The sequence below is a fragment of the Capnocytophaga sp. oral taxon 412 str. F0487 genome (assembly GCF_000271925.1).
GTDB classification, from domain to species: Bacteria; Bacteroidota; Bacteroidia; order Flavobacteriales; family Flavobacteriaceae; genus Capnocytophaga; species Capnocytophaga ochracea.
This window is the reverse complement of record NZ_AJZR01000004.1, coordinates 36,697-49,887: the sequence shown is the minus strand read 5'-3', so window position 1 is coordinate 49,887 and position 13,191 is coordinate 36,697. Positions and strand designations below refer to the sequence as shown.

Annotated in this window: 9 protein-coding genes; 2 read left to right on the top strand and 7 right to left on the bottom strand. The window is 38.9% G+C overall.

Annotation, left to right across the window (positions count from 1 at the left end; genetic code table 11):
• The first annotated feature begins 206 nt into the window (after positions 1-206).
• On the top strand, positions 207-2,945 hold the full coding sequence (locus HMPREF1321_RS00610) for a sialidase family protein (RefSeq protein WP_034575359.1): 2,739 nt from the start codon (positions 207-209) through the stop codon (positions 2,943-2,945).
• Between the two features lie 92 nt (positions 2,946-3,037).
• Here HMPREF1321_RS00610 and HMPREF1321_RS00605 read toward each other — a convergent pair whose 3' ends face one another.
• The 6 genes from HMPREF1321_RS00605 to dapB all read right to left on the bottom strand — a co-directional run bounded on the left by HMPREF1321_RS00605 (position 3,038) and on the right by dapB (position 12,073).
• Positions 3,038-6,145 carry a glycoside hydrolase family 2 TIM barrel-domain containing protein gene (locus HMPREF1321_RS00605; protein WP_009420906.1) on the bottom strand — a complete coding sequence of 1,036 codons (3,108 nt, stop codon included), beginning with the start codon at positions 6,143-6,145 and terminating at the stop codon, positions 3,038-3,040.
• Positions 6,146-6,191: 46 nt separating this feature from the next.
• Positions 6,192-7,727 (bottom strand): sulfatase, encoded by a 1,536-nt coding sequence (locus HMPREF1321_RS00600; protein ID WP_009420899.1) that lies wholly within the window; start codon positions 7,725-7,727, stop codon positions 6,192-6,194.
• A gap of 516 nt (positions 7,728-8,243) precedes the next feature.
• Positions 8,244-8,867, bottom strand: coding sequence for a WbqC family protein (locus HMPREF1321_RS00595; RefSeq protein ID WP_009420876.1), 624 nt, complete (start codon positions 8,865-8,867; stop codon positions 8,244-8,246).
• Position 8,868: 1 nt separating this feature from the next.
• Positions 8,869-10,422, bottom strand: a complete 1,554-nt coding sequence (lepB, locus tag HMPREF1321_RS00590) for a signal peptidase I (protein ID WP_009420905.1) — start codon at positions 10,420-10,422, stop codon at positions 8,869-8,871.
• Between the two features lie 19 nt (positions 10,423-10,441).
• On the bottom strand, positions 10,442-11,272 hold the full coding sequence (locus tag HMPREF1321_RS00585) for a Cof-type HAD-IIB family hydrolase (protein WP_009420900.1): 831 nt from the start codon (positions 11,270-11,272) through the stop codon (positions 10,442-10,444).
• Between the two features lie 99 nt (positions 11,273-11,371).
• Positions 11,372-12,073, bottom strand: coding sequence for a 4-hydroxy-tetrahydrodipicolinate reductase (gene dapB / locus HMPREF1321_RS00580; RefSeq protein WP_009420887.1), 702 nt, complete (start codon positions 12,071-12,073; stop codon positions 11,372-11,374).
• A gap of 77 nt (positions 12,074-12,150) precedes the next feature.
• Between dapB and HMPREF1321_RS11800 the strand changes: the two genes are divergently transcribed.
• On the top strand, positions 12,151-12,312 hold the full coding sequence (locus HMPREF1321_RS11800) for a hypothetical protein (protein ID WP_157461757.1): 162 nt from the start codon (positions 12,151-12,153) through the stop codon (positions 12,310-12,312).
• Between the two features lie 84 nt (positions 12,313-12,396).
• Here HMPREF1321_RS11800 and HMPREF1321_RS00575 read toward each other — a convergent pair whose 3' ends face one another.
• A complete protein-coding gene (locus HMPREF1321_RS00575) occupies positions 12,397-13,173 on the bottom strand; it encodes a C40 family peptidase (RefSeq protein WP_009418334.1) in 777 nt (258 codons plus the stop codon).
• Positions 13,174-13,191 lie beyond the last annotated feature (18 nt).

The following is a 13,191-nucleotide window of genomic DNA, read 5'->3' as shown; positions in this document are numbered from 1 at the left end:
ATTTAAAATAACTTACAAAACTTTGTAACAGCCCTGCTCGGAGAGGGGGAATGTGGAGACGGGAAAAAGGAAGAAATGACGAGTGACAAATGAGGAATGACAAGGGCAATTGGGATAAATATTCTTAGAATATTAGCTCATTTCAATAAATTGTTGTACTTTTGCACCCTAAAAACAACAACTTAAAGAGAATTCTGCAAATAAATATGAAAAATAAAATCTTTACTTTTGTATTTTCTTTATTAATCATCACAACAACTCTTACTGCCCAAGAACTGCTACCGCTTCCTTTGCGTCAGAAAGAGGAGCTCAAAGCGCGTTCGTGGGTGCGCGAAACGCCTTTTGAGCAAGTGGCAGTAAAAGAGATAGGCAATCGTATCAGTGCGCTGAGTGTAAACCCTAAAAATAGCAGTGAGTTTATAGTTGCCCCAGAAAACGGAGGTGTATGGCTTACCCAAAATGGCGGGGAAACCTACCAAGTACTATGCTCAACCCTCCCTACACAAAGTATCACAGCACTGGCGGTAGATTGGCAATCGGGGACTTTGGCGGTTGCGACCCCTTATGGCGTTTTTATCTCTACTGATAAAGGCAAAACAACTGACTTTAAGGGATTGGGAGGAATGCAACGCATTAGTAGTTTGTATATCAACCCTACTAACCCCCAAGAACTTGTGGTAGGAGTACTGGGTAACCCTTATAAAGCCGATGAAAAACGCGGTATCTTCAAAACTACCGATGGCGGAAAAACGTGGCAACAAAAACTATTTGTAAGCACTCGTGCGGGTATTACGCAAATTACTGCTTCGCCCGATGGGGCAATGCTTTTGGCTGTATCGTGGGAAGTGAATAACAGTCAGTGGGACAGTGCTCCTTATGGCAGTAATAGTGCTATTTACAAGAGCGCTGATAAAGGCAATACGTGGACGAAAATCACGGTAAACAATGGATTTCTCAAAGGGAATAACATTGGCAAGATAGGGGTGAGTTGCTTTAACAGTCAGACTTATTATGCGATAGTAGATAATCGCAACGCCAAAAAGAAAGAGAATATTAACACTGTACAGAAAGTAGTGCGCATTCATCTCTCCGCTCAAGATTTTGATGTGATGAGCAAAGCCGATTTCCTCGCGTTAGATAACAACCGTTTAAATGTGTTTTTGCACAATATAGGTCAAGACGAGAAATATACAGCTCAGAATCTCAAAGATATGATAGCTGCAGAGGTAACCTCTCCTGCTAAGCTACTGAGTTATTTGGGTGTAAGTACCCAAGAGGTTATAGGTGCGGAAGTGTACGTAACCGAAGATGGGGGTAATTCTTGGCAAAAGGCGAATGTTCAGCCTCTGAATGATGTGTATTACCAAAACGGAGAGCGTTTTGGGGGCATCAGCGTAGACCTTAGTAATAAAAAACACTTATTTATAGGAGGATATCCCTTATTGGAATCTACCGATGGAGGCAAGACGTGGAAAAGCAAACAACCGATTTCGTTGGACAACAGCTATGAACAACTTTATTTACAACAGGGTACTCTATTTTGTACAACTCGAAGTGGATTACAGGTCTCTTACGACAACGGAAAAAGTTTTGCTTTTAAGAATGTACCACAAGCAATGGCTTTTACCCAGCTGAGTTACGACAAAGCTAACAAAACACCTTACTATGTGAGTGACCAAGTGGTATTGGCACAAAATAACAGTCATTGGAATACGTTCAGAAAAGCTATTCATTCGCTATCGTTTGGTAATGATAGCTATGCCGCAGAACCTTATGGTAAGTTCTTTACTTTTTTACCTGATAGAGACCAGCTTTTCCCATTAGGAAGTGCTTATTACGGTGAAAACAAGGAACCATTGCGTTTTGGCAAGAATGCACCGCTACTTATTTCGCCACAAAACAAAGATATTATTTACATAGGAAGTGACAAATTGCACATTTCTATGGACAAAGGTCGGAATTGGCGGACTATTTCGGACGATGTAACCAATGGTAACAAGCAGGGTAACAAGGCATATGGTACAATTTCGGCTATAGCTGAATCGCCTTTTATGTTTGGTTTGCTTTATACGGGTAGTGATGATGGTATGATTTATACTAGCGATAACGGAGGGGTATCGTGGAAACAGATATACAACGCCTTCCCTCGTCCGCTAAAAGTGAACAACCTTATTGCCTCTAAACACCAGCGTAACCGCGTATTGGCAACCCTTATTAGTACTGATGATTCCAATATCGACCCTATTATTTTTATGAGTAATGACAATGGCAAGAGTTGGACAGATATTCATTCTAACCTGCCCGATAGTAAAGTAAATGTACTCAAAGAAGACCCTAAAAACAGTCAGATTCTTTATGCAGGAACTGATAATGGGGTGTATATTTCGTTTAACTTAGGTGAAAGTTGGCAACCATTCAGCAAAGGATTGCCCGAAACAGGTGTTTACGATATTTATATAGACGAAACAAATGGCGAAATGACAGTTGCGACATTGGGACGTGGTATTTTTCGCACCTCGGTGAAGATGATGCAAGAGCTAAGAGTAGCGATTACCTCGCAAGATTTTTATCCACTTGAAACGCCTATTACGCTTCCTTATTCTGCGAATTGGGGAAATGCCAATAACGAATGGGAAGAACCTGTAAAGCCTAATGTGTATTTCTATGCCTTTGCTTCAAAGGAAAATTTATCAATACCTATAAAAGTGATGAAAGGACGTGTTACCTTGCAAACATTTACTTATAAGACAAATGTTGGGTTTAATTATATACCTTATGACTTGACGATGTCTTATGCGGGTAAGACAGCCTATGAGAAGAGTCTTCAAAAGATATTTTTACCTATTGCTACTGATGGTAAAGTATATCTACCCAAAGGACGCTACACTATTATATTTACGCTTCCTGACGGCTTTGAAGAAGAAAGAACACTTGATATATATTAGAAGGAAAGAATTTTATAAGGGGTTTAACAAAAAAGCACAGACGACTTGAGTTTATCAAGAAATCTGTGCTTTGCTTATATAAGAATATGCCATTAAAAAGCTTCTATTCTGTAACTATAGCTATAAGGCTGATACAGATACAGTAGGTATTGTTTCATAGGTAAGTTGCCCCAGCTGTTATCACCTCCCAAACCTAATTGTTGCAAGTCGATGTCTAAGTGAGTATACTTATCAGGGGTGAGTTCACCTGCGTGTGTTTGTCCTTTTTCTATACCAGGGAATAACTGTGCAGGACTATAAGGCAGGGCATTTATATTTAGTAGAGAACCTGTACTATAAATGGCAATGTTTACTCCTTTTTTCTTACTGAGCTTTGCCCAACGTACATCAGTTTTATTACCATTCTCTTGCGGACGCACATAAGGGTAATACTGGCTAGCAATAGCACCTTCGTACAAGCCTACCATAGCCGATGTTTTCCTATCCCAATAACTTTCCCAAGGCCCTCTACCATACCACTGAATACGCTGAAAAGGCAGAAGTGTAAGATGATTGCCTATCTTAAAAGTAAGCGTTTTGTCGTTATTTAGCGGTTTGAAGTGATTGCTCACCGTTACGGAAGGCTTGCCATCAAAAAGCAACTCTTGAGTATAATCAATTGTACCTTCTACCAATCGCTTGCTTAGGGTTATCTTCACTTGACCAGAGTTTAGTTTCTCTACCGATATACGGACACTATCAGCTTTTTTCTCTGCCTCTTGAAGCTGTTGCAGTTTTTTAGGTAAACCTGCCCCAAAGTCGTTATCAGTGCCAGCCCGCCATAAATTTACCTCTAAGCCTTCGGGAGCAAAGAGTTCTTCATTCTTCACTTGAAACGATACCCATTTGCCTGTTTGTTTATCTATTTTAGCTGTATAATGCTTATTATGCAATAGAATGTGACTGGTTGTTTCTTCTACCTCTAAAGGTGTCGTATCAGCAATAGCTTTTTGAGGAGTGTAGGAGGTGAGAGGAAACTCGGCAAAAGCAAGTTCTGTACCTTTCTTTAAAAGGCCTTCGTCTTGTTTGAGACGGGCGGTACATTGCAAGATATATTCTGCTTTATCGTCTGTTTTAAGAGGAGGTAGTAAAAAAGTAGCCTCGCTTTGTGGTAATACTATTAAGTTGGTAATATTACCACTTTGAACAGGCACACCTTCTTTGAGCAGTTGCCAATGTATTTCGTAGTTTGATAAATCTTTAAAGAAATGCTTGTTGCGCAACATCAGTTGGTTATTTTGATATTGAAAGCCTATTTCTTGTTGCACTTTGCGTACTTCATAGGCGTGAGGATGCCAACTTCTGTCGGAAGCTATTACTCCATTGATAAGAAAATTATTATCGCTGGGAGTATTTTTATCACCGTAATCACCCCCGTAGGTTACTAATTTCTTGCCATTAGGTAAGGTTTTATAAAGCCCTTGATCGATGAAATCCCAAATAAAACCACCTTGTAGTTTAGGATAATGCTCATACACGTCCCAATATTCTTGAAAGTTACCTACACTGTTACCCATTGCGTGAGCGTATTCACATTGCAAGAAGGGTTTAGTGTGATTGCTGAGTGCATAGTCGATAAGGAAAGGAATACGACGGTACATACGCGACTCGATATCGGTATTCCAATCGTAGTGAGCTAATTCATAGTGAATAGGGCGTGAGGGGTCTAAGCCTTTTATGTGTTGATAGCCTTTGTAGAAGTTCCAACCGTTACCAGACTCGTTGCCCATACTCCAAAACAGAACCGATGGGTGGTTTTTATCGCGCTTTACCATACGTTCCAAACGTAGCAAATGAGCATATTCCCACACGGGGTCATTGCCGATAGTCTTATCCATTTCATAATGCATACCGTGGCTTTCTATATTAGCCTCGTCCATTACGTAAAGCCCATATTTATCACAAAGGTCATAAAAATAAGGGTCGTTAGGGTAATGAGAAGTGCGTACAGCATTAAAGTTGAGGGCTTTCATCTGCTTTACATCGTTCTCCATCTGTTCTTGGCTCACTACTTGTCCCGTATGCGGGTCGGTTTCGTGGCGGTTCACTCCTTTGAAGAGTATGCGTTTGCCGTTTACCAAAATGTTAGCTCCTTCTATCTCAATCGTTCTAAAGCCTATGGGACGACTTACTACTTCTTTCACCTTTCCCTCAGCATCGTACAGCACCATTTGTAAACGGTACAGATAAGGCGTTTCAGCACTCCACGCTCTCACTTGTGGCAATTGTGCTTCGAATTGCAATTCAGTTTTACCAAAGGCTTTTTTGAGTCCGATAGTTTCTTTTTGCTCTTGGTAGAGCAGTTGTTCTTTGTCGAACAGACTTACTTCCACTTGGTATTTGGAGACATTGCTTGGAGTTTCGTTCCATACTTCTACCGAAGTGATGAGTTTGCCATTGGTGTAGTTTTTATCTAAACTAGCGCTGATGCTAAGGTCGTATAAATGCACTTTAGGTCGCATATAGAGGTAGCAATCCCGAGAAATTCCCGAAAAGCGCCACATATCTTGGCATTCGAGGTAGCTTGCGTCCGTCCATCGACGTACTTCTATTGCAATGAGGTTTTTACCCTTAGTGATATAAGGTGTAATGTCAAATTCAGAAGCTAACTTGCTGTCTTTACCCATACCCACAAACTTACCGTTTATATACAGTTTAAATGCCGATTTTACTGCTCCTAAATGTAGGTATACCTTTTCTCCTTGCCAAGAAGTGGGCAAATCAAAGGTTTTGCGATACAGACCAGCATTTTGTTGGAGACTATCAGGAATATCGGGAGGAGTAGGGTTCTTTTGATTGAATTCGTAAGAAGCGTTCACGTAAATTGGAATGCCATACCCCTGTACTTCCCAATTAGAAGGTATAGGAATTTTCGTCCACTGACTTTCGTTAAAATTGGTTTTGTAGAAGTCTTTTGGCAACTGACGATAGTCTTCCTTCCAGAGAAATGACCACAAGCCATTGAGATTTAGGAAACGTGCTGATTGCTCTATTGTGCCATTTTTTGCTTTAGCTATATTCTCAAACGGAAAGTAGGAGGCACGCATTGGCATTCGATTGATTTCTTGCAGTGCTGGATTTTCAAAAATAGAATCCAAGTGTTGGGCATAAGAGACTATAGTTAGAAAAAATGATATAATAATGTATAGGTAGTTCTTCATACAAATAATTGTTACAAATTTTGGCAAAGTTGAATCCTTATAAAATTTATTTCACAGGAAACTCTTTATTGAAAAACACCTTCTCAGCCAAATCGTCTTGCTTGTCTCGAATTTCTTTTAAAAGTAAAGCTTCTAACTGTTTAGTAATTTTCAGATATTCTTTTTTGCCATAGACGTTGTTGAGTTCTTTAGGATCGGTTTTGAGGTCAAATAGCTCCCAAGTATTCACGCGTTTGTAGTAACGAATGAGTTTATAACGATCAGTGCGAACACCAAAATGAGGTGATACTGCGTGTTCTCCGTTTTCGTAGTAGTGATAGAATATTTGATTGCGAATAGGTTTGGCTTTTTTAGCAAACAAAGGTAAGAACGATTTGCCTTGTATGTCAGCAGGGATAGGCAAGCTAGCTAATTCTAAGAAAGTAGGCGCCAAGTCGATGTTCAGCACAAAATCATCGTTGGTTGTGCCTTTAGGAAAGAGCTTAGGGTAAGAGACAATCATTGGGGTACGGAAAGATTCTTCGTACATCCAACGTTTGTCAAACCAACCGTGCTCGCCCATATAAAAACCTTGGTCGGACATATATATAATCACAGTATTGTCTTTCAATTTGTGCTTTTCTAAGTAATCGAGCATACGCTGAATGTTCTTATCCATCGATCTTACGGTAGATAGATAATCACGCATATAGCGTTGAAACTTCCATTGTGCTAATTCTTTGCCACTGAGATTTGCGCTGAAATATTGTTGACGTATAGGGTTATAGAAATCGTTGTAATGTGCTAATTGAATAGCGGTCATACGAGAGAAGTTTGCATCTTGCACTTCTTCTTTTTCATCTTTGAACATCTTCAAATCGTAACCCATCGTCATATCCTTACCAATGGACATTTCTTGCAAACTTGCGGGCTTGCGAGTAGCATAATCGTCAAAGAAAGTATCGGGCAATGGGAAGTTTACCTGTTCATAAGCTCCTAATTCAGGTAAATCGGGCATCCAAGTACGATGCACCGCTTTATGCCCCACAACCAAGCAGAAAGGCTTATTAGGGTCACGACGATCGAGCCATTTTTCAGCTTCATCTTCAATGATATTGCTTACATAACCTTGCTCGTTTACACGTTTTTTACCTTCAATGATGAAGTCGGGGTTAAAATAACGACCTTGGTCAACTAAGATTTTGAAAAAGTCAAAGCCCTTGGGGTCATCACCTAAGTGGTATTTTCCCACCCAAGCGGTTTGGTAGCCTCCTTGTTGCAAGAGATTCACAAACTGTTGTTGTGAAGAATTATAGTGTGATGTCTCATTGTCCATAAAGCCATTCTTATGGCTATACTTACCCGTGAGAATACAAGCCCTACTAGGACCACAAATGGAGTTGGTAACAAAAGCTTTGTTGAACCTTACACCCTCATTAGCAAGTTTATCAATTGCAGGAGTTGCATTAGTAGCCCCATTGTTATAAGCCCCAATCGTTTGATACGAATGGTCGTCTGAAACAATAAGTATAATGTTAGGTTTGCTTTGTGCAAAAACTGTTGTGGCATATAAAAGCCCAAAGAAGAATACGAATTTTTTCATAAATGAATTGGTGTTAAAATGAACCACAAAATTACAGCGACTTTTTTAAAGTACCAAATTAATTAAGAAAAAAATATTCTATTATGACTATTTTATAAAAAGAAGTTAGTAATAGCATTCTAAATATAAAAAAAAGCTCCCTAATTTCTTAGAGAGCCTTTTTCACAATGCATATAAATACTACTACTAACTCCAAAAATGAAGAAAATTTTTCAGTTTTAGAATCTCTATTACTTCTCAGTAATAAAGTTTTTTTACATAAGATTTTGTTTTAAGTTTGATAGTTTTAATAAAAATGTTTTTTCTAATTCTTGTTTTAACAATGTTTCTTTTAGCAATCTTCTGTTTACTATATTGAAAACTCTGTGCCAAAAAAACATTCCTTTATATTACATTTTGTAAATTACTGATTATAAGAGAGTATGTTTTGATAATAAAGAAGTAATTACTTTTTGCAACCTTCTTTTTGTTTGTGTAATTACACGTTTTTGATGTCTATTTACACACTTTATAGCACTACACTTTTACCTTAGTTAAAAACTCTTGTGTATTAGGTCCCTCGTGGAAAAGCAAATCTAAAATAGATAAGTTAGGAATAAAACCATATTTATCTGAGAATATTTGGTGGTAAGAGGGCATTGTTACAGGGTATTTTTTTTTAGCATTACTCAAAAAACGATAGTCTTTCACTCCTTGTGGCTCGGCTTCATACGTTTTTGTCTTGTCAAAGTTAATATGTACTAACAAACAGGCTAAAACGGTTTCAATTGTGTCGATATTTACATCGAGTAGGTAAGTATATTGTTTTTCAAAAATACGCACCAAATCGTCTTCATAATACTCAAAATAAGGAGATGTGCGATAGGCTGTCTCTAAACTTTTCCAGTGCAGGCGTTGCCATAGGAAATTATTCTCTACTTTCACATCTTTGAACAACTGTCGTCCAGTTTCACCTCCTACGTGCTTAATAGGTAAGTTTAGGGATTGTTTGCCATTGGCACCGTAAATATATGTGCGATTGCGCAAGGTTTGTTTCTGATAGTTATCAGAGACTTCTAAAACGCAAGGTGTGTTCAAAATCAAGTGGAATTGAGCAATAGAAGGAAAATAAGTAGGGTGTAATAATACTTGTTCTACCATATTATTCTTTTACTTTTTTCTTTTTAACCAAACTATATACTAACCACAAACCAAGTAATCCAAATACAATATATCGGTAGGACACAGGTTCACCTTCACCATTTACGGTAGTGAACAAACGCTGCCAACGTATTTTCTTAAATCCTGAGGCATTCTTGTCTAAACTCATCCAAATAAGTACGGGTTTACCAAGCACGTGGTCTTCAGGTACAAAACCCCAAAAACGACTGTCTTCTGAATTGTGACGGTTATCTCCCATCATCCAGTAGTAATCTTGTTGGAAGGTATAAGAGGAAGCTTTCTGCCCATTGATGTAAATATCATCACCCTTTGTTTCTAATTTATTGTGTTCATACTCACTAATAATGCGTTTATACAAAGGCAAATTCTCTTTAGTAAGTGTTACGTTTTTTCCTTTGGCAGGAATGGTAATAGGTCCGTAATTATCCTCATTCCAAGCAAAAGTAGGACTGTGAGGGAAGATTGCAGGATTGTAGACCCTAGCCTTATTTACATTACGAGTAACTGACACAATACTCGTGTTAGCCTCCAATGCTTTAGCTACATCATCTGTAAGGGAAGTAAAGATATAAGTGTCGTTGTTGATGGGATAAGCGGGATCGGTAACACCGTACTGTTGGTACATCACTACTCTAAACTCATCGGGATGGCTGAATAAATTGGGTTGTGTAACCACTATATAAGAAGTTTGTAACTTGGCACGTACAGGATAGATTTCTTTTTTGCCATTTATCCATACATCGCCGTTTTTGATTTCTAATACATCGTTAGGGATAGCTACCGTGCGTTTTACATAGTTAGACTTCTTATCTATGGGCTTATCTACGTGAATACCCGAATTGTCTCGGAAGTACCTTACCGTATCAGTAGGCCAGTTGAATACCGTAATATCATTGCGCTGTACTTTCTGCAAAGCAGGTAAACGCAAATAAGGTAACTGAGGCGTTTTGATATACGATTTTGTGCCTATTACGGGAATTGAATCGTGTACCATAGGCAATGATAGTGGAGTCATAGGCACACGCACTCCGTAGTGAAACTTACTTACAAAAAGAAAATCGCCTACCAAGAGGGTTTTTTCTAAAGAGGAAGTAGGTATCATATAAGGCTGTATAAAGTAGGTGTGAATAGCCGAAGCTGCTACTACCGCAAAGATAGTAGCACTCACCCAAGAGGAAACATTCTTTTTGATGGCTTCTACATCTTTACCTACGTAGTGTGTAGAAGGTAAATAGGTTATGTAGGCAGCAAAAAGTCCCAAAGTAATTATTGATAGCAGGGTGTAACGCTTCTTGCGATAGTTAAATACGTGTAACCATTCGTAAGTCATCACAATTACCATAATATTACCTATTACAGGCAAATATAACAGGAATACCCACCACCAAGGGCGAGAGATGATACGTAAGAAAATAACGGTATTGTAGAAGGGAACAAAGGCTTGCCACGCTTTGTAACCTGCTTTTTCATATCCTTTCCAAAAGAATAGCCCATTGATGAGCTGTGCAATGATTAAAATATATAAATATATCATAATGATGAATGATTAACGTTTAAAGGTTCATTACTTTTTGTTCTCTTAACTGTTTTAAGAATGTTGCCACACCGTCTTTCGAGTGGTGAAGCGTTATGTATTTGGCTACAGCTTTTACTTCGTCGCGAGCATTAGCAACTGCTACGCCACAACCTACGCCTTTGAGCATCTCCAAATCATTATAGTTATCGCCAAAAGCTATTGCTTCGCTCAAAGGTAAATGATATATCTCGTTTGATACTATTTTCACTCCTGTGAGTTTAGAAATACTGATATCTGATAGTTCTATATAAGTTTCTCTCCCGCGATAGATTTGCATTACCTCTGTATATCTCTCGTTTAGTAGCTTGAACATTCGCTCTATAAGAGTTTCTTCTCCCATTAACATTAGCTTGTGAGCGCCGTGTCCTGCTTGTTTCCACTCAGTAAGTACTTCGCGATTGGGTCGCACGGTAGGAGTTACTTTGGTAATTGTTTCTTCACGTTGTGCCCATTCATCGTTAGCGGGTACATACCACTCGTCGTTATAATAAAAACTAATGTGTATCTGAGCATTGAACTCTTGTTCGTTGAGAGCAACTACTTCTTCGAGAATAGGGTAGGGGATAGTAGTAGAGTGTAGCACCTTTTCGCCATTGAGCACTAATCCGCCATTATAAGCGATAAGTGGTAATCCTGCGATGCCTAAGTCTTTTTGTATGTGATACATTTGCTCAGGCATACGTGAAGATACTAAAATAAAAGGTATTTTGTCTTTCAGTTGTTTTACTTCGTGAATGGTGTTCTGCGTAAGGGTTCGCGAACCACTTAATAGAGTGCCATCGATATCAGAAAAGATAATTTTATACATTCTTTTAGTTAAGAGTCCTATGTTAAAAATTATGAGTTATTAGAGTGCAAAGATAATGCCTTTTTTTAAGATAAGTAGTTTTTTGATTAAAAAATACGCTTAATGAAGGTTGAGTACATCGTTCATCTTAAATACTCCTTGCTTACCTACAATCCATTCGGCTGCCATAACGGCACCGAGAGCAAAGCCTTTGCGATTGTGAGCGGTATGCTTGATTTCTATGGTGTCTACCTCACTGGTATAGGTGATGATATGAGTGCCTGGGACACTATCTATACGCTTGGCTACGATAGGGATTTCGTTCTCGGTAGCTGTGTTTAAATGCCAACCTGTTTTATCAGTTTCAGCAATAATACTTTCTGCCAAAGTAATCGCAGTACCGCTGGGGGCATCGAGCTTTTGAGTGTGGTGAATTTCTTCGATAGCTACCTCATAGTCTTTGAGTTTAGCCATCAGTTTGGCTAAGGTTTTGTTCAGTGCGAAGAATACATTTACTCCTATACTGAAATTAGAGGCATAGAGAAAAGCGGTTTGGTGCTTTTGGCACAAAGCTACAGCCTCGTTGTATTGGGCTAACCAACCGGTAGTACCTGCAATCACGGGTACTTTGTGTGTGAGACAGTTGCTAATATTAGTAAAGGCACTGCTGGGGGTGCTGAATTCTATAGCCACATCGGCTATTGTAATGTCGTAAGAAGTTTCGGCATTATCTATTTTTAACACGATTTCGTGTCCGTGAGCGATGGCTATTTGTTCAATGGTTTTACCCATTTTGCCATATCCGAGTAAAGCTATTTTCATAATTGACTATTATAAATTAAATATTTTATTTCTTCTGTTAAAACACGCAAAGTCGTAGCACGACAGGCAGATAAACAATGAACAAACAAAAGACGAACAAAAGACGAACAAAAGACGAACAAAAGACGAACAAAAGACGAACAAAAGACGAACAAAAGACGAACAAAAGACGGTGCGAGCCGCACGGGCAGATAAAGAAAAGACGAACAAAAAATGGTACGAGCTGCACGAGCAGATAAAGAAAAGACGAACAAAAGACGGTACGAGCTGCACGAACAGATGAGCGATAAACAAACCTAAGATATAGGAATCTTCAATTTATACTACTTTTCAGTCGTTGAGATTCTTCGCAAGAGTCGTAGTTGGTGAGTGTAATTGCGCAGTTCACTATTAAAAATACCGATATGATCTAAACGGTCGATGCGCACTTTGCCAAAAGAGTGAATAATCCTGTTGTCGCCTAAGAGAATGCCCACGTGAATGATATTGCCTTCTTCGTCGTCAAAAAAAGCTAAATCACCTGCTTGGCATTCTTCTATAAAACTAAGAGAAACACCACAAGTAGCCTGTTTTTTAGCCGTACGAGGTAGGTGTATGCCGTTGAGTTTGAAAACCATTTGCACCAGTCCGGCGGCATCTATCCCAAAGGGAGTTTTGCCTCCTGTTAAGAAAGGCACGTTTAAATATTCCAAAGCAGTGGGAATAATGCCTTGATGAGGTATTCTTTGGGTAGATTGTGAAGTTTGTAATAGATGATTGTGAGAAAAGGTAGCACCTTTGGGTATGTGTAGAAAGAGGTTGTCTCCAGTTTTCAAACGGAGTTTTGTAATCCATCGGTGAGCGTATTTTTCTTTCTTTTTTAGAGATTTTTTGTAGTCTTTATCCGAAATTTCCGTAAACTGACTGTTAGCTACCCAGCCTTCAATATTGTCGAACAGCAAGCGTACATAGCTCCAATGCTCTTCTTTATCAATTACTTGCAACAACTCTCCGAAGAGTAATTGCGTAATCATCTCAGCCCCCTCAAAGGGCTCTAAACGTACGGGAACAACGCTCAAATGGCATATTCCATAAGGTGTTTCTAATATCTTCATATTCATCACGCCCGCAAAGATAGC

Excerpts from the sequence above, each read along its gene's own strand:
- HMPREF1321_RS00575 (WP_009418334.1), bottom strand. The coding sequence starts at position 13,173 with ATGAATATGAAGATATTAGAAACACCTTATGGAATATGCCATTTGAGC.
- HMPREF1321_RS11800 (WP_157461757.1), top strand. The coding sequence starts at position 12,151 with ATGAACAAACAAAAGACGAACAAAAGACGAACAAAAGACGAACAAAAG.
- HMPREF1321_RS00585 (WP_009420900.1), bottom strand. The coding sequence starts at position 11,272 with ATGTATAAAATTATCTTTTCTGATATCGATGGCACTCTATTAAGTGGT.
- lepB (WP_009420905.1), bottom strand. The coding sequence starts at position 10,422 with ATGATATATTTATATATTTTAATCATTGCACAGCTCATCAATGGGCTA.
- HMPREF1321_RS00605 (WP_009420906.1), bottom strand. The coding sequence starts at position 6,145 with ATGAAGAACTACCTATACATTATTATATCATTTTTTCTAACTATAGTC.
- HMPREF1321_RS00595 (WP_009420876.1), bottom strand. The coding sequence starts at position 8,867 with ATGGTAGAACAAGTATTATTACACCCTACTTATTTTCCTTCTATTGCT.
- dapB (WP_009420887.1), bottom strand. The coding sequence starts at position 12,073 with ATGAAAATAGCTTTACTCGGATATGGCAAAATGGGTAAAACCATTGAA.
- HMPREF1321_RS00600 (WP_009420899.1), bottom strand. The coding sequence starts at position 7,727 with ATGAAAAAATTCGTATTCTTCTTTGGGCTTTTATATGCCACAACAGTT.
- HMPREF1321_RS00610 (WP_034575359.1), top strand. The coding sequence starts at position 207 with ATGAAAAATAAAATCTTTACTTTTGTATTTTCTTTATTAATCATCACA.